Origin of the sequence: Streptomyces sp. AC602_WCS936, from assembly GCF_019049125.1 — a bacterium.
Classification (GTDB): domain Bacteria; phylum Actinomycetota; class Actinomycetes; order Streptomycetales; family Streptomycetaceae; genus Streptomyces.
In genome coordinates, this window is the sequence record NZ_JAGMUF010000066.1 from 518,914 (window position 1) to 537,922 (window position 19,009).

17 protein-coding genes are annotated in these 19,009 nt (G+C 72.3%); 6 read left to right on the forward strand and 11 right to left on the reverse strand.

Features of this window, described 5'->3' with window-relative positions:
- Positions 1-274: 274 nt before the first annotated feature.
- The 4 genes from KUM03_RS24210 to KUM03_RS24225 all read right to left on the reverse strand — a co-directional run bounded on the left by KUM03_RS24210 (position 275) and on the right by KUM03_RS24225 (position 6,512).
- Positions 275-652: a toxin Doc gene (locus KUM03_RS24210; RefSeq protein WP_073728655.1), complete on the reverse strand. Its 378-nt coding sequence runs from the start codon at positions 650-652 to the stop codon at positions 275-277.
- 3 nt (positions 653-655) lie between these two features.
- A complete protein-coding gene (locus tag KUM03_RS24215; protein WP_030975726.1) occupies positions 656-904 on the reverse strand; it encodes a hypothetical protein in 249 nt (82 codons plus the stop codon).
- Positions 905-1,002: 98 nt separating this feature from the next.
- Entirely contained in the window at positions 1,003-3,246 is a 2,244-nt protein-coding gene (locus tag KUM03_RS24220) for a glycoside hydrolase family 9 protein (protein WP_217251385.1), read from the reverse strand.
- 179 nt (positions 3,247-3,425) lie between these two features.
- Entirely contained in the window at positions 3,426-6,512 is a 3,087-nt protein-coding gene (locus tag KUM03_RS24225) for a glycoside hydrolase family 2 TIM barrel-domain containing protein (protein ID WP_217251386.1), read from the reverse strand.
- A 276-nt stretch (positions 6,513-6,788) separates the two neighbouring features.
- Between KUM03_RS24225 and KUM03_RS24230 the strand changes: the two genes are divergently transcribed.
- Together KUM03_RS24230 and KUM03_RS24235 are read left to right on the forward strand one after the other, a co-directional pair.
- Positions 6,789-9,167 (forward strand): SpoIIE family protein phosphatase, encoded by a 2,379-nt coding sequence (locus tag KUM03_RS24230; RefSeq protein WP_217251387.1) that lies wholly within the window; start codon positions 6,789-6,791, stop codon positions 9,165-9,167.
- Positions 9,168-9,337: 170 nt separating this feature from the next.
- Complete coding sequence (locus tag KUM03_RS24235) at positions 9,338-9,994, forward strand: DUF4232 domain-containing protein (protein WP_217251388.1); 657 nt, start codon at positions 9,338-9,340, stop codon at positions 9,992-9,994.
- A 24-nt stretch (positions 9,995-10,018) separates the two neighbouring features.
- On the opposite strand, the gene KUM03_RS24240 is transcribed toward KUM03_RS24235, so the two are convergent.
- The 4 genes from KUM03_RS24240 to KUM03_RS24255 form a co-directional block, all read right to left on the reverse strand.
- On the reverse strand, positions 10,019-10,987 hold the full coding sequence (locus KUM03_RS24240) for an aldo/keto reductase (protein ID WP_217251389.1): 969 nt from the start codon (positions 10,985-10,987) through the stop codon (positions 10,019-10,021).
- Positions 10,988-11,065: 78 nt separating this feature from the next.
- A complete protein-coding gene (locus KUM03_RS24245) occupies positions 11,066-11,659 on the reverse strand; it encodes a flavoprotein (RefSeq protein WP_217251390.1) in 594 nt (197 codons plus the stop codon).
- Between the two features lie 43 nt (positions 11,660-11,702).
- Complete coding sequence (locus KUM03_RS24250) at positions 11,703-11,900, reverse strand: ferredoxin (protein ID WP_217251444.1); 198 nt, start codon at positions 11,898-11,900, stop codon at positions 11,703-11,705.
- Between the two features lie 31 nt (positions 11,901-11,931).
- The gene (locus KUM03_RS24255) at positions 11,932-13,152 is read right to left on the reverse strand and encodes a cytochrome P450 (RefSeq protein ID WP_217251391.1); all 1,221 of its coding nucleotides are present in this window, start codon (positions 13,150-13,152) and stop codon (positions 11,932-11,934) included.
- Positions 13,153-13,502: 350 nt separating this feature from the next.
- On the opposite strand from KUM03_RS24255, the gene KUM03_RS24260 reads away from it, so the two are divergent.
- Entirely contained in the window at positions 13,503-13,952 is a 450-nt protein-coding gene (locus KUM03_RS24260) for a nitroreductase family deazaflavin-dependent oxidoreductase (RefSeq protein WP_217251392.1), read from the forward strand.
- Positions 13,953-14,016: 64 nt separating this feature from the next.
- Here the strand turns inward: KUM03_RS24260 and KUM03_RS24265 are convergent, their stop codons facing one another.
- Entirely contained in the window at positions 14,017-14,937 is a 921-nt protein-coding gene (locus tag KUM03_RS24265) for a cation diffusion facilitator family transporter (RefSeq protein ID WP_217251393.1), read from the reverse strand.
- 224 nt (positions 14,938-15,161) lie between these two features.
- Between KUM03_RS24265 and KUM03_RS24270 the strand changes: the two genes are divergently transcribed.
- Positions 15,162-16,187: a glutathione S-transferase family protein gene (locus KUM03_RS24270; RefSeq protein WP_217251394.1), complete on the forward strand. Its 1,026-nt coding sequence runs from the start codon at positions 15,162-15,164 to the stop codon at positions 16,185-16,187.
- 50 nt (positions 16,188-16,237) lie between these two features.
- Positions 16,238-16,537 carry a DUF4235 domain-containing protein gene (locus tag KUM03_RS24275; RefSeq protein WP_217251395.1) on the forward strand — a complete coding sequence of 100 codons (300 nt, stop codon included), beginning with the start codon at positions 16,238-16,240 and terminating at the stop codon, positions 16,535-16,537.
- Positions 16,538-16,782: 245 nt separating this feature from the next.
- Here the strand turns inward: KUM03_RS24275 and KUM03_RS24280 are convergent, their stop codons facing one another.
- Positions 16,783-17,178 carry a VOC family protein gene (locus tag KUM03_RS24280; RefSeq protein WP_217251396.1) on the reverse strand — a complete coding sequence of 132 codons (396 nt, stop codon included), beginning with the start codon at positions 17,176-17,178 and terminating at the stop codon, positions 16,783-16,785.
- Positions 17,179-17,256: 78 nt separating this feature from the next.
- A complete protein-coding gene (locus KUM03_RS24285; protein ID WP_217251397.1) occupies positions 17,257-17,721 on the reverse strand; it encodes a pyridoxamine 5'-phosphate oxidase family protein in 465 nt (154 codons plus the stop codon).
- A gap of 239 nt (positions 17,722-17,960) precedes the next feature.
- Here KUM03_RS24285 and KUM03_RS24290 point away from each other — a divergent pair, with 239 nt between their 5' ends.
- On the forward strand, positions 17,961-18,992 hold the full coding sequence (locus tag KUM03_RS24290; protein WP_217251398.1) for a 7-epi-alpha-eudesmol synthase: 1,032 nt from the start codon (positions 17,961-17,963) through the stop codon (positions 18,990-18,992).
- Positions 18,993-19,009: the final 17 nt, after the last annotated feature.

A 19,009-nucleotide genomic window follows, 5' to 3' on the forward strand; every position in this document is an offset into this window, starting at 1 on the left:
TCGCCGATTGGTGCATACCTTTTGGGCGCGGTGTGGGGAGCGTGAATTCGCCACGGCGAAATTCGGACTGGGTTCCTCAACGCGCGTGCGAGACCCGGCCTTTGCCCCCCGCACGGGTGCTTCACTCTCGCACAAACCACTCATGGTCAACAAGGCGACCGGGCAACATCGGCTCGCTTTGAAAGAAGGTCAGATTCCGCGACGACTCTTGGGCAACTCGTGCCGCTCCCACCGGCTTTCGCCTTTCTCCGTGCACCCCGGAGCGGGCCGGGGATCAGATCTGCCAGGAGCGCAGCCGGTCCGCCGCGCCGTAGACGTCGGCCTTGCCGGACATCAGGTCGCGCGCGAGGTCGACGAGGGCGCCGTAGGGCGGGTCGATGCCGACGTCGCTGGCGTACATGTAGGCGACGGCCGTGGCGCAGGCGAAGCGGGCGTTGGCCGCGGGCAGCGGCTTGAGCACGGCGAGGGTGTGCAGCAGGGCGGCGGCCCGCCAGGCCGGGTCGGAGTCGACACCGAGGCGGGGCGGGTCGACGCGGTGCCGCGCGACGGCGGCGACCAGTGCGGAGAAGTCGTTGATCGTGGGCTGCTCCGGCAGCACTTCCTCGTGGCGCTGGAGCAGCCAGGGCACGTCGATGTGCAGGACCGCTGCCATGGGTCAGGCGGCCCGCCCCTCGCCCCTGACGGGCGGTGGTTCGTCGTCGGGGAAAGCGGCCGCGAACTCGTCGGCGTGGGCCGAGAAGAAGCGGCGGAAGGCCTCCGCGCCCTCCTGCAGGGCCCGGTGCCGGGCTATGTCGGCGGCGGCGGCCTCCCGCACGAGCGCCTTCATCGACGTACCGCGTTCCTTGGCGATCTGCCGCAGGTCCTCGAGCTCGCGGTCGCTGAACTCCACGTTCAGAGCTGGCATGCCTCCCACGGTACCGCGCGGGTACTGACCAGTAAATAGTCGCAGGTCAGGCCGGTGGTGCAGCGGTACCGCAGGAGGCGTGCGGGGCGAGTGCGGGGTCAGCCCTGGTCCGCCACGAAGGAGGCCATCCGGGCCAGTGCGGCGTTCCAGTTGATGGTGTGCTCGTTGGTCGACCACGACTGGATGTCGTCGATGAAGCAGAACTGGGCGACACAGCCCTGGAGTTTGCTCTGTGCGTAGGGGTCCTGGATGTTCGAGTTCGGCCCGCCGGACAGGGTGCCGTCGGGCGGGGCGGGCAGCGTCGGGTCCAGCTGCTTGGCGTACCAGCGGCTGTGCTGGTTGTGCGCGTTGACCTCGCCGTAGCCGGTGACGTACGACATGTTGAGCGCGTTGCGGCCCAGGATGTAGTCCATGCTCTGGAGCGCGCCGTCGCGGTACTTCGAGGCGCCGGTGATGTCGTAGGCGGTGGCGAGGACGACGGCGTTGTTGAGGATCTGGTGGCTGGAGCCCCAGTCGTAGACGTTGTCCTCGGGGGCGTAGGGCATGCCGTACGGGTGGGCCTTGAGCGTGGCCAGGTACTGGTCGGCGCCCTGGACGACGGAGCGGCGGACCTTGTCCCGGCCGGGGAGCCGGTTCGGGACGGTCGCCAGGTCGAGCCGGGCCGCCGCCGCTGTGCGGGCCCAGTCGAAGCCGAGCGGGCCGAAGATGTCGGCGGTGTGGACCGGGGAGTCCAGTACGTACTCCTTGAAGTCCCGCTCCCCCGTCGTCAGGTACAGCTCGGCCGCCGCCCAGTAGAACTCGTCCTGGACCTGGCTGTCGGGGTAGGCGCCGCCGCCGATGCCGTCGCTCTCGTCGGCGAGCACGTCCGGGTGGGCCAGCGCCGCCGTCCACGCCGTGCGGGCCGCGTCGAGCGCCTTCGCGGCGAACTCCCGGTCGTAGGGGCGGTAGAGGCGGGCCGCCTGGGCTGCTGTCGCGGCCAGATTGAGGGTCGCCGCGGTGGTCGGCGGGTGCAGCTCGCGCTTCTGCGGGTCGTCGCTGGGCAGCAGCGGCAGCCCGGTCCACGCCTCGTCGTGGATCTTGTGGTGGGCCATGCCGGCCAGCGGCTGCCCCTCAGGCACCTGCATCTTCAGCAGGAAGTCCAGCTCCCAGCGAACCTCGTCGAGGATGTCCGGCACTCCGTTGCCGCTCTCGGGGATGCCGAGAGTGCCGTCGCCGAGCTTCGACGGCTCGCCCGTGCGGGCGTGCAGCGAGCGCTCGTAGGTGCTGAGCAGCTCCCAGGTGGAGATGCCGCCGTTGACGACGTACTTGCCGTGGTCGCCGGCGTCGTACCAGCCGCCGGAGACGTCGAGCGTGTAGTCGCACACGCCGGGCTGGCAGGGCACCTCGGTGTCGCCCTGGTTGGGTGCCACGCCCACGTGCCCGGCGGGGCGGCCGTAGCCCGGGCGCAGCTCGTCGCTGATCGGGGTGCCGCTGCGCTGCGTGTAGTAGTACTTCGCGGAGTCGGTGCGCAGCCGCTCGTAGGCGGCCGTGCCGATGTCGAAGGGACGGCTGGTCTCCCCGTCGGCGACCAGGGTGTAGCCCTCGCCGCGCTTCTTGTGGCGGCCGAAGTCGATCGAGTGGACGTTCTGCCCGGAGGAGGCGTCGACACCGCGCGGCCTGCTCCAGCCGTGGGCGACGACCCGGCCGTGTTCGTTCTTCAGCTGCCAGCGCAGGCGCGTGGTCTCGTCGGTGACGAGGGTGGCGTTCTTCGGGCCGGACGGCAGGTAGCCGACCTGGTTGACCCGGACGCGCGGCCCGGTGTCCGGCACGTACGGCTCGGGCGCCACACCGCCCAGCAGCGACACGTCGTCCACGCAGAACCGCCAGGCGTCGGGTGTGCCGCCGAGCTGGAAGCCGACCTGGCCCTGGGTGGTGTCGACGGGCGAGGTGAAGGTGTAGGAGTAGGTGTTGCCGGAGACGCTGAGCTGCGGACTGACCTCGTGGTAGGTGTCGTACGGGGACACCGACAGGCCCACGATCGCCCGGACCACGTGGTCGGCGGGCGTGCCGGTCGCGGTGAAGGAGAAGCGGTACGACTCCCCCGCGACCAGGGTGATGTCGTTCTGGCCGACGGCCGCGTCCCAGCGGTTGGTGGTGCCGCCGGGGGCGTCGGCGCACAGCCGGCCGTCGGTCACGGCCGCGGTGACGTTGCTGCTGGCCCACCAGGACTCGGTGCCGTTGTCGAAGGTGCCGTTCTTGACCTGCTCGGTCTCCTCGGCGCCGGCCGGTGCGGCGGGCAGCGCGGTGACGGCCGCCGCCAGCAGCGCGGTCAGGGAGACGAGCGCGGTTCTGCGTCTTTTCACGTCTGGGCTCCTCGGGGGAGGTACGAGTGGCGCTCACGTGGGACGGAAGCGTCCGCCGGATGAGGTACATCCGAATGGGAGCGCTCCCAAAGTCCGGTCGCAGACATGCTTGTGGCAGACATGACACGCCGTCAACGGTCCGGACGGGACATGTTCCGGTCCGGACCGCTCGCGACGGCTCAGGCGGCGGGCGCCTCCAGGCGGCTGATGCGGACCGCGCCCCTGGGCTCGCCGGGGTGACGGCTGGTCAGGGTGAGGCGGATGCCGGAGCCGCGTACCGCGCCGAAGGTGATGACGGTCGGCTCGTCGGACGCCGCGGCCCAGTCGATCCGTACGTCCTCGGCCGCGCGCCAGGCACGGCCGTCCCGGACGGCGACCCCGACCGTCGCGGGCAGGGTGTGCGCGGCGTCCACGGTGAACGAGACCTCGACCCGTTCGTAGGTGCGCCTGCGGCCGTGGTCGACCGACACCCAGTCCTCGGCGCGGGCCCCGTCGAAGGCGGGCAGCAGGGCGGTGGCCGCCTTGTGGAAACCGTTGGACCAGCCGGTGGCCGGGTCGCCATCCAGCATCGCCGCGGGGAGCGTGTCGGGCCGGCCGGAGTAGCTCGCGTCGGCGTGCGGGTGGTCCACGGGCGCCGGGTGGTCCGGCCGGAAGGCGGGGGCCGGTGTGGTCGCCGGGTCTTCGGAACGCCTCGCGCGCACGCTCGCCGTGCCGGTGCGCAGCCCGTCCGCCCGCGCGGTCACCCGGAGTAGGCCCGCCCGGGTGCCGGAGCGCACGATGGCGAGGGCCTTGCCGTGGAAGGCGGTGCGCGTACTGGCCTGATAGCGCTCGGCGCTCTCCTGGCGGCCGTTGTCCAGCCCGGCGAGGGAGCCGCCTGCGACGTCGAAGGAGATCAGGTGCTCGGCGCCGGGCACCACCACGCCGCGCCGGTCGACCACCTCGGCGGTGACGAAGACCAGGGAGCGGCCGTCCGCGGCGACGCTCTCGCGGTCCGGGGTGAGGCGTACGGCGTGCGGGGCGCCGGCGGTGCGCAGGACGTCGGTGGCGACCCTGCGCCCGTCCCGCCGGGCGACGGCCTTCAGCTCGCCCGGTTCGAAGGGCACCTTCCAGGTCAGGTGGAGCTTGCCCGCGCTGCCGTTGGGGCTGGTGTAACTGCCGGGGTAGGGGCCGTCGGTGAAGGTCTTGTCGTCGCCGGTGGCCTCGGTGGTCTCCAGGTAGGTGCGGCCGTCGACGGTCTCCTTGGTGTTGAAGACGCGGGTGCCGAGGGACCTGCCGTTCAGGAACAGTTCGACGGTGTCGACGTTGGCGTACGCCCAGACCTCGACGGTATCGCCCTCGCGGTGGTTCCAGGTCGCCGGCAGCAGGTGGACCATCGGCTCGTCCGTCCACTGGCTGCGGAACAGGTGGTACATGTCCTTCGGGAATCCGGCGGTGTCGACCGCGCCGAAGAAGGAGGCCTTGACCGGGAAGACGTCGTACGGCGTCGGCTCCCCGATGTAGTCGATGCCGGACCACAGGAACTGGCCGGCGAACCACTTCCGGTCCCGGTCCTTCTTGTGCCCGTACTCGCCGCTCATGGTCCACGAGGCGAGGTTGTTGTCGTAGGACGAGGTGGCGCGCCCGCCCGGGGTGTGGTTCTCGCCGGTGTTGAGGTGTTCGGGTTCCTGGTAGGTGCCCCGGGTGGAGGTCTCGGACGACGACTCGGACTCGAAGAGGAACAGGTGCGGGTAGGCCGCGTGCAGGTCGTCCACCGACTTGGCGGTGTTGTAGTTGAGGCCGAGGCCGTCGAGCCTGGCCAGCATCAGGTCGGCGGCGGAGCCCTTGGCGGGCATCCGGCGGTATTTGTCGGAGCCGATGACGAGCGGGCGGGTGTCGTCGGCGGCGCGGATGGCGTCGATGACCCGGTCGGCCATGGCGAGTCCCGCGGTGGACGTGGAGTCGGGGACCTCGTTGCCGATGGACCACATGACGACGGCGGGCGAGTTGCGGGCCGCCAGGACCATCTCGGTGGCGTCCCGCTCGCACCACTCGTCGAAGAACCGGCCGTAGTCGTAGCGGTTCTTGCCGGTGCGCCAGCAGTCGAAGGCCTCCACCAGCATGATGATGCCCATCTCCTCGCAGACCTCGATCATCTCCGGGGAGGGCGGGTTGTGGGAGGTGCGGAAGGCGTTGACGCCCATCGACTTCATGATGGTCATCTGGCGGCGGATCGCGTCGACGCTGACGGCGGCGCCGAGCGCGCCGAGGTCGTGGTGCAGGTCCACGCCCTTGATCTTGGCGTGGGCGCCGTTGAGGTGGAAGCCCTCGTCGGGGTCGACGTGGAAGGTGCGGATGCCGAACGGGGTGCGGTAGGTGTCGACGGTCCGCCCGCCGACGCGCAGTTCGGTGTGCAGCGTGTAGCGGTGCGGGTCCGCGAAGTCCCACCGGCGGGGGCGGGCGACGGTGAGTTCGTGGACCTCGCTCGCCCCGCCGGTGACGTCGGCCGTGGAGGCCGCGCGGGCGACCGTGCGCCCGTCGGCGTCCTCGACCGTCGAGTGGACCTCGACCTCGCGGGCGGTGCCGGAGGCGTTCACGACGTTCGTCTCCACCCGGACGACGGCGCGCTCCTCGCTCACCCGGGGCGTGGTGACGTACGTGCCCCAGCGCCGTACGTGCACCGGCTCGGTGACGACGAGGCGGGCCTCGCGGTAGATGCCGCTGCCGGAGTACCAGCGGCTGGACGGCAGCCGGTTGCGGACCCGGACCGCGAGGACGTTCTCGGTGCGGCCGTCGGTGTGCAGCAGGCCGGTGAGGTCGAGGGCGAAGCCGGTGTAGCCGTAGGGGTGGCGGCCCGCCTCCCGGCCGTTGCAGTGGACGACGGCGTCCATGTAGACGCCGTCGAACTCCACCGAGATCCGCTTGCCGGCGAGGGCGGGCGGCAGGGTGAAGGCGAGGCGGTACCAGCCGAGTCCGCCCGGCAGGAAGCCGGTGCCGCTGGTGGTGCCGTGCTCGGTGGTGGGCGTCTGCTCGATGCTCCAGTCGTGCGGCACGGCGACCTCGCGCCACGCCGAGTCGTCGTACGCCGGGTCGGCGGCACCGGTGAGGTCCTCGGCGCCGCCGTCGGGGTCGACCAGCAGGAAGCGCCAGCCGTCGCGCAGGGGGACGGCGGCGCGTCCCGCACCGCTTCCCGTCACGTCCGCGGCCCACGCCGAGGGGGCGCCCAGCAGGGCCCCGGCCGCCGGTGCGGCTGCGGAGGCGATCAGGACCGATCTGCGTGTGACCGTCATGACGAATCTCCCTCATCAGGCCCGGCAGGGCTCAGAAGTACTCACAACTGATCGTGAACAAACAGATTCTGACGTCCCGCCACACGCGCCCGTCAAGGGCACGGAAAGCACTTTCTATCCCGGGCGGCACGACCCGCTCGGTGGTCCCGGGCCGCGGACGGCGGGTTCTCGGCTGTGCGAGACCGTCGGTTCCGGTCCGTACGAGCCCCGGACGCACTACGCTTGGGCTCAGGTGACGCGCTGTTCACTGTGGGTGTGCGCAATGGAGTGGCGACGATGAGTCCGGTCAACCCGTCCGACGATGCCGCCACGGCCCGCGCAGTCGTCGACGACTCCGGCACCCTGCGGGAGTGGAACGAGGGCGCGCGGCTGCTGCTGGGCCACTCGGCCGCCGACGTCGTGGGGCGCCCCGCGGCCGGGTTGCTGGCCGGCGGCGCGGAAGGCGTCGCGCCCGGCCCCGGTGACGAGAGATGGAGCGGCACCCTCGCGCTGCGGCACCGCGACGGGCGGGCGGTGCCGGTGTGGGTGCTCGCCCACCGCAGACCGTCCGGGGACGGCGGCCCGGGTACCTGGCTCGCCGTGGCCCCGCTGTACCAGGGTCCCGAGCACCCCGACGACCCGCTGGTCAGGGCGGCCCTCACCCAGTCGCCCTGCGCCACGATGATCTTCGACGACCGGCTCCGGCTGCGCGGCGTCAACGACGCCATGGCACGGCTGCTCGGGCTGCCGGCCGACCGGCTGCGCGGACTGCGGCCCACCGACATCGGCAGCCGGACGCAGCACACGGAACTCGAACGGCACATGCGCCAGGTGCTCGCCACCGGCCGCGGGCACGACATGCACACCCACCTGAAGGCCACCGGGGAGAGCCGGGCCCACGCCTGGCACGCCCGCGTCGCGCCCCTCACCGACACCGACGGCCAGGTGCGCGGCATCTGTGTGAGCGCCCACGACTTCACCGAGCAGCACCTGGCGCGGGAGCGGCTGCAACTGGTCAACGAGGCCAGTGTGCGCATCGGCACCACGCTCGACGTGACCCGGACGGCACAGGAGCTGGCGGACGTGTGCGTGCCCACGCTCGCCGACTTCGTGAGCGTCGACCTGCTGGACCCCCAGGAGCACGGGGACGAGCCCCCCGCCGTGCCCGCCCCACCGGTGGGCCTGCGCCGCTCGGCCCACCAGTCGGTCAACCCGGGCTGCCCGGAGGCCGTCGCCGAGCCCGGCCGGCTGGACTTCTACCCGGCCGGCTCGCCCCAGGCCGAGTGTCTGGCCGCCGGGCGCGCGATCGTGGCCGCGGTGCCCTCCGGCGACCTGGAGCGGTGGCGTCAGTGGGACCCCGTACGGGTCCGGCGGGTCGAGGAGTACGGCATCCACTCCACGATGTCCGTGCCGCTGCAGGCCCGCGGCACCACCCTCGGCGTCGCGGTGTTCACGCGGTTCCGGCGGCCGTACCCGTTCACCGACGACGACCGGCTGCTGGCCGAGGAGGTCACCGCCCGCGCCGCCGTCTGCATCGACAACGCCCGCCGCTACTCCCGCGAGCGCGAGACGACGCTGACCCTGCAGCGCAGCCTGCTCCCCCGCTGGCTGCCGCCCACCGCCGCCGTGGAGGCCGCCTCCCGCTACCTCCCGGCGGCGCGCTCCGGGGTCGGCGGCGACTGGTTCGACGTGATCCCGCTGTCCGGGATGCGGGTCGCCATGGTCGTCGGGGACGTCGTCGGCCACGGCATCCAGGCCTCGGCCACCATGGGCCGGCTGCGCACCGCCGTGCGCACCCTCGCCGACATCGACCTGACGCCCGACGAACTCCTCACCCACCTCGACGACCTGGTCGTCCGGCTCTCCGAGGAATCCGGCGACAACGGCGCCGGCGAGGTCGGCGCCACCTGCCTCTACGCGGTCTACGACCCGGTGTCGCGGCGCTGCTCCCTGGCCCGCGCCGGACATCCGCCGCCCGTCCTGGTCCCGCCGGACGGCCCGCCCCGGCAGATCGAGCTGCCCTCGGGCCCGCCGCTGGGGGTGGGCGGGCTGCCGTTCGAGTCCGCCGAGCTGGAGCTGCGCGAGGGCAGCGTGCTGGCGCTGTGCACTGACGGGCTGATCGAGAGTCGGGACCGGGACGCCGACAGCGGTCAGGCGCTGCTGCGCGAGGCCCTCGCCGGACCCGCCGAGTCGCTGGACGCGGCCTGCGACCGGGTCCTGCACGCGCTGCTGCCGCCGGGCGGCGCCGCCGACGACGCGGCGCTGCTGCTGGCCCGCACCCGGGGGCTGCCCGCCGGCCAGGTCGCCACCTGGGACATCCCGGCCGACCCGTCGCTGGTCGCGCCCGTCCGCAAGCAGGTCGTCGAGCAGCTGTCCTCCTGGGCCCTGCTGGAGGCGTCCTTCACCGCCGAGCTGGTGGTGAGCGAGCTGGTCACCAACGCCATCCGGTACGGCTCCCCGCCCATCCGGCTCCGGCTGATCCACGACACGGCCACCCTGATCTGCGAGGTCTCCGACACCAGTCACACGGCGCCCCATCTGCGCCGCGCCAAGACCTGGGACGAGGGCGGGCGCGGGCTGCTGCTGGTCGCGCAGCTCACCCAGCGCTGGGGCAGCCGGCACACGACCGAGGGCAAGACCATCTGGGCGGAGCTGGATCTGCTCGACGAGGAGTGAACCCGCCGGGCGCGCGCCATGGATCACGCGCGGGCGCCGGGCAGTGCCCCCGGGGAATCCGCGCCCCTCGTTTCCCGGCCGGTGCCGCGGGACACTCGAACCCACGGGGCCTATCGTGCCGCCCCGCGCGGCAGTCCCGCGCGAGAAACCGACGGGAGTGTGGAGAAGCGATGGCCAACACGTCACGGCCCGTACGCCGCACCGCCCTGCTGGCGAGCGCGGTCGCGCTCCTCGGCCTGGTGGGCGCCTGCGGAACCGAAAGCGGTACGTCGAGTGCCCCGCAGCCCACCAAGGCTCCCCGCACGACCGGTGCGGCCACCGGCACGGCATCCGGCACCGCCACCACCCCGGCGGCGACCGCGGCACCCAGCGACACCGCCGGTTCCGCCTCCGCCTCCGCCCGCACCGACGGCCGCTGCCACACCTCCGAACTGCGCGCCGCGGTCGGCCGCGTGAACCCGGGAGCCGGTCAGCGGAACTTCCCGATCGTGCTGACCAACACCTCCGAGAGCACCTGCACCCTGTACGGCTACCCGGGCGCCGCCTTCGTCGACGCCTCCGGCGAGCAGCTGGGCCCGGACCCGGAACGCGTGACCGCCTCCCCGGAGACGGTCACGCTGGCCCCGGGGAAGAGCGCCTGGGCGGGCCTGTCGTTCTCCAGCCCGCAGATCAGCGGCGCCCGCACCGCCACACCGGCGGCGCTGCTGGTGACGCCGCCGGACGAACACGACCCGATCAAGGTGAAGTGGACGGCCGGTGAAGTCCCGGTGGGCGGCAACGAGTCGTCCGTGGAGGTCACCGCCCTCGAACCCGGCACGGGCCCCTGAGACAACCGGGGCCCGGCCGGGGGGTCAGTGCCCGGCGATCGGGTGCGGCGCGTAAGGCCGCTCCAGCTCCTCGATCTCCTTCTCGGTGAGCGCCAGTTCGACCGCCGCCACGGCGTCCTCGAGGTGACCCGGCTTCGACGCGCCGATGATCGGCGCGGTCACCGTGTCCCGGTGCAGCAGCCAGGCGAGGGCCACCCGGGCACGCGGCACGCCGCGGTCGCCGGCGATGCGGGTGACCGCCTCGACCACGGCCCGGTCGCCTTCCTGGTAGAGCGTGCTGCCGAAGTTGTCGGTGGCGCTGCGCTCGGTGGCCGTGTCCCAGTCGCGGGTGAGCCGGCCGCGGGCGAGCGGGCTCCAGGGCAGCACGCCGACGCCCTGGTCGGCGCAGAGCGGCAGCATCTCGCGCTCCTCCTCGCGGTAGAGGAGGTTGTAGTGGTTCTGCATGGAGACGAACTTGGTCCAGCCGTGGCGCTCGGCGGTGTACTGCATCTTGGAGAACTGCCAGGCGTACATCGAACTGGCCCCGACGTAGCGGACCTTGCCGGCCCTGACCAGGTCGTGCAGCGCCTCCATCGTCTCCTCGACCGGCGTGTGCGGGTCGAAGCGGTGGATCTGGTAGAGGTCGACGTAGTCGGTGCCCAGGCGCCTCAGGCTGTGGTCGATCTCCGTCATGATCGCCTTGCGGGACAGTCCGGCGCCGTTGGGCCCGGGCCGCATCCGGCCGTTGACCTTGGTCGCCAGCACGATGTCGTCCCGGCGGGCGAAGTCGGCGAGGGCCTTGCCGACGATCTCCTCGCTGGTGCCGTCGGAGTAGACGTTGGCCGTGTCGAAGAAGGTGATGCCCGCCTCCAGCGCCTGCCGGATCAGCGGGCGCGAGGCCGCCTCGTCGAGGGTCCACTCGTGGGTGCCCCGGTCGGGAACGCCGTACGTCATGCAGCCCAGGCAGATCCGCGACACCTCCAGGCCCGTCGAACCGAGCTTCACGTACTGCATCGTTGCTGCTCCTGTCTTCGGGATCATCAGTACCAGGAGCGAGCGTACGTCTTCGCGCGGGCTCGAAGCGGGGGCGGGTCAGCCCCGTTCGAGCAGGTCCAGTGCCCGCTCCCAGGCGAACTCGGGCCGGCCGCCGTCCTCGCCCTCCCCCGCGTACGGGTCGCCGAAGCGCACGCCCGTCCCGCGCAGCCGGGTCAGGCTCTCCCGGTACGCGGGGTGGGAGGCCAGCGCGTCGGCGACGCACGGCAGGACGGCGACGGGGACGCCGAGGCCGCACGCCTCGCACAGGGTGGCCAGGGCGAGGTTGTCGGCGATCCCGGCGGCCCACTTGTTCACCGTGTTGAAGGTGGCCGGCGCGACCACCACGGCGTCCGGCGCCGGGAAGGGGCGCGGCTCGCCGGGCCGGCGCCAGGCCGACCGGATGGGCCGCCCGGTCCGCTCCTCGACGGCGGCGGTGTCGAAGAAGCCGTTCAGGGCGACCGGAGTCGCGAAGACGCCGACCTCCCAGCCGCGCCGGTGCGCGGCGGTGATCAGCTGACCGACCCCGGAGGCCACTCCGGCGGCGCAGACGACGACGTACAGGAACGGCTTCCGGGGCTCCTCGGACGTCCCGCCGCCCTCGTTCGTCGCCGGCTCGTCGGCTTCCTCGGTGTTCCGGGCCTGTTCGCTCACCCGGGAACCCTACTGAACCGACAGCGGGTGGCGGTGCCCGGTCTCAGCCCACCCGCTCCGACACGCTGATGGCGCCGACCGGGCACGCCCGGGCCGCCTCCCGCACCAGGGCGCTGCCGCCGTCCTCCGCTCCGGGCCGTACCGTGCTGTACCCGTCGTCGTCCTGGGCGAACACGTCCGGGGCGGTCAGGGCGCACTGGCCCGCGCCGATGCAGGTGTCCTTGTCGATGGCGATGTCCATGCCCATGTTCATGTTCATGGCCGTCAGCCTCCTACCAGGCCACGGGGAGTTCGAGCATCCCCTGGATCGTGTCGCCGGGTTTGAAGGGGATCTCCTGCGGCGGGGCGGCCAGGCGCAGCGTGGGCAGCCGGTCGAAGAGGGTGCGCAGGGCGATCTCCAGTTCGGCGCGGGCCAGGTTCTGGCCGAGGCACTGGTGGATGCCGAAGCCGAAGGCCACGTGGTGCCGGGCCGGGCGGTTCCAGTCGAGGGCGTCCGGGTCGGGGTAGACGGTCTCGTCGCGGTTGATGACGGAGGTGGAGAAGACGACCCCGTCGCCGGCCCGGACGGTGGTGCCGTCCACGTCGATGTCCTCGGTGGCCAGGCGCAGCAGCCCGTCCGCGATCGACAGCACGCGCATCAGTTCCTCGACCGCGCCGGGAAGCAGGGACGGGTCCGCGCGCAGCTCGGCGAGGCGCCCGGGATGTCCGAGGAGGGTGTAGGTGCCCAGCGAGATCATGTTGGCGGTCGTCTCGTGGCCGGCGACCAGCAGGATGACCGCGAAGGCGATGAGCTGCTCGCGGTCGAACTCCCCTTCGGCCACCTGTTTGCGGACGAGGTCATCCAGCAGGCCCTCACCGGGCGAGTGCCGCTTGCGGTCGATCAGCTCGCCCAGGTAGGTCTCCAGTCGGTCGCGGGCGTCCTGGACGTCGGCGGGCCCGGGGCCGCGCAGCAGGCGGCGGGACTGTTCCTCGAAGAAGTCGTGGTCGCCGTAGGGGACTCCGAGCAGCGCGCAGATCACCATCGAGGGCACGGGCAGGGCGAAGGCCGACACGAGTTCGGCGGGCGGTCCCTGCGCGATCATCGCGTCGAGCCGTTCGTCGACGATCCGCTGGATGCGCGGGCGCAGGGCGGTGGCGCGCTTGAGGGTGAACTCGGGCAGCACCAGCTTGCGCTGGGCGCGGTGCTCCGGGTCGTCGACGCCCAGGAGGGCGGTTCTGCGCGGGCGTACGGCGGCGAAGCGGGCGGATGTGGCGGGGAAGCCGTCACGGGTGCGGTCGGTGGACAGCCGCGGGTCGGCCAGCAGCCGGCGGGCGGTGGTGTGTCCGGTCACCAGCCAGGCCGGGCGGCCGTCGAAGAGGGTGATCCGGGCCAGCGGCCGGGTGGCGCGCAGCGGGTCGTAGGCGGCGGGCGGGTGGTAGGGGCAGGTCCGGTCCTGGGGAAAGGCGACGGGTCGCGTCGCGTTCCCGGCCGTCGTCGTGTCGGTGTCCGTCATGGAAGACCTCGCAGACGAAGTGTGCGTCGTGCCGATCTTCATTAGATGCCCCGGGCACCTATGGGACGACGTGAAGTTCGGCCAGATCGGTGGTGGGGACGGACTGGCCGGAGATCGCCGTAGGCACCACCGCACGGTGAACACCTGTGCCCCCGCTGGGCCGTCCGCGCACGGCGGACGTGGCGCGATAGGGCCGTCCGCCCGCCGTCGCGGTGCGCCGGATTCCGTCGCGGTGACGGCGCGCCGGGTCGTGGACCGGGGCGCGGCGGCGGGTATGGATGGATCGGGCACCGGCCGGTGTTGAACCACGGTGCCAGTCAGCCGTACGACGTGACGATGGGACGGATGCCATGCCTCTGGACGGCGAGTACGAACCCAGCCCGACGCAGTGGGTGCGCGAACAGGTCGAGCTCTACGAGAGCTCGGGCGGTACGAAGGGCACGACCCTGCTGGACACGGGCATGCCCGTGATCGTGCTGACCACTCGGGGAGCGCGCAGCGGCAAGATCCGCAAGACACCGCTGATGCGCGTCGAGCACGAGGGCCGGTACGCCGTGGTCGCGTCCCTGGGCGGGGCACCCAAGCACCCGGTGTGGTACCACAACGTCAAGGGCGACCCCCGTGTGGAGCTCCAGGACGGGCCGGTGAAGCAGGACATGACGGCCCGTGAGGTCACGGGCGCGGAGAAGGCCGCGTGGTGGGAGCGCGCCGTCGCGGCGTATCCGCCGTACGCGGACTACCAGAAGAAGACGGACCGCGAGATCCCGGTCTTCGTGCTGGAACCGGCCGACGGGAGCTGAGCCGGGCGGGCGCGTGTTTTCCGGTCCGGTGCGCATGGACCGGCGCCGGCCGGGCACACGTGGATCAGGCCCCGCCGCGTTCCCCCGTCGCGGCGGGGCTTTCCGCTGCCTCGCGCGCCCGCCGGTCGGTGACGTCGAGGAAGATCTGCTCGGCCTCGGGAACGGTGTGGGCGATCGACCGCTTGATGCGCACGGCGACCTCCTCCACCCGCTCGCTGTCCAGGCCCGGCATCAGGTCGACGCGGGCGGCCACCAGGGCGGAGTCGAGTCCCGTCTTCATGGTGAACAGTGCCTCGACGCTGTCGATCTCCGGCTGCGCCCGCAGCAGCGAGCGGATCCGGCCGCTGGCCTCCGGGTCGGCGGCCTCGCCGATCAGCTGGTCGCGTGCCTCCCGGCCCAGCCGGTAGGCCACGTACACGAGCAGCGCGCCGATGGCGAGCGAGGCGCAGGCCTCCCACACGACCTGACCGGTGACCATGTGCAGGATCATGCCGGTCATGGCGAGGGTCACCCCGAGCACCGCGGTGCCGTCCTCGGCGACGACCGTGCGCAGTGCCGGGTCGCGCAGACCGGCGGCGACCCCGCCCTGGCCCCGCACCTGGTACAGGGCGCGCAGCAGGGAGCCCCCCTCGGCGAGCAGGGCGACCGCGAGCACGATCAGACCGGCCACGTAGCCGCTGAGGTCCTCCTGTGCGCCGGTGCGCAGGGCCGCCACGCCCTGGTAGAAGGAGAAGCAGCCGCCCATGACGAAGATGCCGACGGCGGCCAGCAGCGACCAGAAGAACCGTTCCTTGCCGTAGCCGAAGGGGTGCCGCCGGTCGGCGGGCCGGCGGCTGCGGCGCAGCGCGGCGAGGAGGAAGACCTCGTTCATGCTGTCGGCCACCGAGTGTGCCGCCTCCGACAGCAGGGCGGGCGATCCCGCGAGGAAGCCCCCCACCGCCTTGGCCACGGCGATCACCAGGTTGGCGGCCAGGGCCACCAGCACGGTGACGCGCGTCCTGCGGTCGGTCTTCTGCTCCGGCGTCCGTTTCGAGGCTGTCCCACTCGCTGTCGCTGTCCCACTCGCTGTACCGCTCACGGGGGGCCGACTGCCCCCACCCGCGTGGCTCACACCCGCCTTGCGGGTGGCCCGCCGCGGCCCACCAGTGCCGACGGCCGAAAACGGGGAACGCGTCCACCGGAGCACACGGACGACCGGAGGGCAGTGGCATGAGCGGTGACGGCGGGACGCCCGGCAACAGCGGCTACGGCAGGAAGGCGTTCAAGCGGTCCAGGAGCCACTTCGCGGACCGGATCACCGCGGACGGCCGGGACGGCTGGCCGGTGGCGTCCGGCCGCTACCGGCTGGTGGTGAGCCGGGCCTGTCCGTGGGCGAGCCGGGCGCTGGTCTCCCGGCGGCTGCTCGGCCTGGAGGACGCCCTGTCCCTCGCGGTCGCCGACCCGGTCCAGGACGACCGCAGCTGGCGGTTCACCCTGGACCCCGACGGCCGCGACCCGGTCCTCGGCATCCGCTACCTCAGCGAGGCCTACGACCGGCGGGAGACCGGCTACCCGGGCGGCGTGAGCGTGCCGGCGATCGTGGACGTGCCCAGCGGGAAGCTGGTCACCAACGACTTCCAGCAGATCACCCTGGACCTCGCGACCGAGTGGACGTCCCTGCACCGGCCGGGCGCGCCCGACCTGTACCCCGAGGCGCTGCGCGACGAGATCGACGAGGTCATGGCGGGCGTGTACGAGGACGTCAACAACGGGGTCTACCGGGCGGGCTTCGCCACCGGCCAGGAGGAGTACGAGGAGGCGTGCGCGGGCGTGTTCCGGCGCCTGGAGCAGCTGGTGCCCCGCCTGGAACGGCGGCGTTACCTCGTCGGTGACACGATCACCGAGGCGGACATCCGGCTGTTCACGACGCTGGTCCGCTTCGACGCCGTGTACCACGGTCACTTCAAGTGCAACCGCTGGAAGCTGGCCGAGAACGCGGTGCTGTGGGGGTACGTCCGCGACCTGTTCCAGACGCCGGGTTTCGGCGACACCGTCGACTTCGACCACATCAAGCGCCACTACTACCAGGTGCACACCGGAATCAACCCGACCGCCATCGTGCCCCTCGGCCCGGACCTGTCCGGCTGGCTCACGCCCCATCACCGGGAGGAACTGGGCGGCCGACCGTTCGGCGGGGGCACACCGCCGGGGCCGGTCCGGACCGGCGAGGAGGTGCCGGTGCGAGGCAGGGCCTGATCCGGGACATCCGTACGACCATTCAGCGCACACGAAGCAAGGAGATCTCCATGGCGAAGAAAAAGAAGAAGCTCCCCCTCGCCTACAAGCCCGTCGGGTTCGCGCTCGGCTGGCTGGGCGGCACGCTGGCCGGGATGACGTTCCAGAAGACCTGGAAGATGATCCGGCACGAGGACGACGCGCCCGATGCCCTGGACCCGGACCGCGGCTGGGGCGAGATCCTGCTGGCCGCGGCGATCCAGGGCGCCATCTTCGCCGCGGTGCGCAGTGCCGTGGACCGCACGGGCGCCAAGGCCATCGAGCGCCGGACCGGCGTCTGGCCGGTCCCCGAGAAGGGCGGCCGGGACTGACCCGCCCCCTCCGGACAGGCCCTAGGGGCTGTCGTTTGGACCATGCCGCAGACGCGGGGTCTGGTACGCCCATCTGCCGCGTTGTCGTCGGTTGCCAGGGCTCCGCCCTGGCGCCCTCCTCCGCCTTGCAGCTGCACGCTCCCCCACGCTCGGCTTCGCTCGCGCGGGAGGGGCCCCCATCGCCCCCGCTCACCGGCACTGACCAGCACCGTCTCTTCCCTGCGACCTGATCCAAACGACAGCCCCTAGCCCTGCTTGGGCGCCGTCGGTGCGAGAGTGCCGCGCAGGGTGAAGGAGTGGCCCGCCGGGTCGGAGAAGCCGCGCTCCTCGTGCGGGCCCGCCGGGTCCTTGGCCTCCACGGGGCGCCCGCCGAGCCCCACGATGACGCGCTCCGCCTCGTCCAGGTCACCGACCACGAAGTCCAGGTGGACCTGGAGGGAGTTCTCGGGGCGGGGCCAGCTCGGCGGGGTGGCGTTGACGTCCCGGCGGAAGGCCATGCGGAAGCCGCCGGGCCCCTGGATCTCGATCCGGTTGGCGGTCGCATCGCTCTCCTCGGCGCCCAGCAGGCCCTTGTAGAACTCGGCGAGCTTCTCGGGTTCGGCGCAGTCGAGCACCACGACGCCCGCGTTGACCAGTGCCATGTCTCCTCCGGAGGATTCCGGGCGCGGGGCGGTCGTGCCCCGCGTCCCGTACCTTGCGGATATCCCGGTCCGGCCGGATCAGTCGGCCGGCAGCCACCGGCCCTCGCGCATCAGGTCGCGTCCCTCCAACTCGTTGGCCTCGCGCCATGCTTGGACGCGCTGCGGGTGGACGCGGAAGTACAGGTACGGCGTGGCGAGCGCCCGCGGGTCGAAGCCGGTCTTGGCGGCGAACAACTCGGCGTCCTGCTCGGGCAGTTCCTCGGGGGTCACGGTCTCGACGGTGCCTTCGACCATCACCACGTCGCGGGTCGGCCCGATGCCGACCCGCGCCCGTCCGCTCGCCGCGAGGTTGCGGCCGGTGGGGCTGGCGGCGGGAGTGGAGAACAGCAGGTAGGAGCCGTTCCAGAGGAAGGACAGGGGGACGAGGTACGGCGTGCCCGAGGCACCGTCGGCGGTGGCCACCCAGGCGTCCTCGTCGTGATCCAGACGGTGCAGGGTGTCGTGCCGGCGCTGCTCGGCGCTGCGGGCCGGTGGCGGGGTCATCTGCGGGGCCTCCTGATGCGGCGTCGTGATCGACTCGGCCCCGATCGTGCCACGACTCCCGGGCAGTAACGAAGATCACGACGGGGCGTCGTGTAGATCATTTGAGGTCGGGGCAGCCTCGTATCGCTTCTCGGTTCAACTTTCGATCCGGGAGGCCCAGTTCGAGTGTGCGGGCGGTCCGTTGGCCGCCCGCTCGCAGGGCGGGGGGACTCTGCGTTCCGTCTCCCGAAAGGAAGCACATGCCTCAGCACGTCCGGTTCGACCTCCCCTTCGACACCCCGGTCAGCCCGCACCTGGCCCCGGCCCGTGACCGTCATCTGCGCTGGGTGCGCGAGCGGGGGCTGGTACGGAGCCGGGCCGGTTTCGAGGAGTACGAGTCCTGGGACCTCGCCGGGGCCGCGGCCCGCACCTATCCGCACGCGTCGGCCGACGACATGGTCGTCCTGATGAACTGGTTCTCCCTGGCCTTCCTCTTCGACGACCAGTTCGACGCGAGCCGTCCCGACCGTGCGGAGCGCATAGCGGAGGTGGCGCGGGAACTGATCGCCACGCCGCTGCGCCCGGCGGGCACCGCACCACGGGTGACGTGCCCCATCACCCTGGCCTGGGCGGAGGTCTGGGAACGCCTCTCGGATGGCATGTCCCTGACATGGAAGTCCCGGTTCTCCGCGTCCTGGGGCCGGTTCCTCGTGGCGCACTGCGAGGAGGTCGACCTGGCGGCCGGCGGACGGGCCGGGACGCTCGGCCTCGCCGACTACACCGCCTTCCGGCGCCGTACGGTCGGCATCCACCACAGCATCGACGCCGGCGAGCGCAGCCGCGGATTCGAGGTGCCCGCCGCGGCGATGGCGCATCCGCTGATGGAACGGCTGCGGGACCTGGCCGCGGACACCATCGGATTCATGAACGACATCCACTCCTTCGAGCGTGAGCGCCGCCGCGGGGACGGCCACAACCTCATCGCCGTCCTGCACCGGGAGCGGGACTGCTCCTGGCGGGAGGCGGCCGACGAGGCATACCGCATGACGACCGCCTGCCTCGACGCGTACGTGGCCCTGGAGGCCCGCGTGCCCGGGATGTGCGACGAACTGGGTCTGGACGACCGGGAACGGGCCCGGGTGGCGATGGGCGTGGAGGCCATCCAGCACTGGATCAACGGCAACTACGAGTGGGCGCTGACCTCCGGCCGGTACGCGGCGGCCAAGGAGGGACCCGTGGCCACGGCCGAACTGGCCGGACGGGGCTCGGTGGACGACCTGCTGACGGTGTGAGACGGGCGCGCCGCCCG